This is a genomic window from Caulobacter sp. 05T431 (assembly GCF_056665975.1).
Map to the genome: position 1 here is coordinate 1 of NZ_JBFTKU010000092.1, position 501 is coordinate 501.

1 protein-coding gene is annotated in these 501 nt (G+C 63.7%); it reads left to right on the forward strand.

Annotated features, from left to right (window positions below):
- Window positions 1-210, forward strand: a 210-nt coding sequence (locus AC1U89_RS24660) for a hypothetical protein (protein WP_479902240.1), incomplete at its 5' end; no start/stop codon positions are given.
- Window positions 211-501: the final 291 nt, after the last annotated feature.

Genomic DNA, 501 nt, shown 5'->3' on the forward strand with positions numbered 1-501 from the left:
GTGACAGCCATTGCACCCGTGACCCCGGCCGCACGGGAGTACGCCAAACAGTGGTTCGCACGGTTCTCACACCTGACACCCCTGACCGCGGACGACCGCCACTCCGTCGAAGATCTGCTGGAGCGGTTCCCCGACGACGTTCAGCTTGAACCCCGCGCCAGCCGGACCGTCTGGGTGGCCACCCCCGACCAGACTCAGGAGCGTACCTGAGCCAAGGCGTCCCCAGGTACCGACTGAAAACCCTCGATCCAGGGAGGAAAGGCGGCGAGCTTCATGGGCAACGTCTCCGGCCATGTTGGCTCCCGCAACAATCATCGGGGCGTACAAATGGCTATTGCGGTCCAAGGATTTCCCACGCTGACCGGCTTAGCGTCGGAGTTGTTACACCGGTCTGCGCCCTACGGGAGGAGGCACAATTGGATCTTCGCGATAATCTGCCGCTGTTCCGGGCGGTCCTGATCACGGGCACGACGATGTCCTTGGCTGCCGCCGGGCATGTGC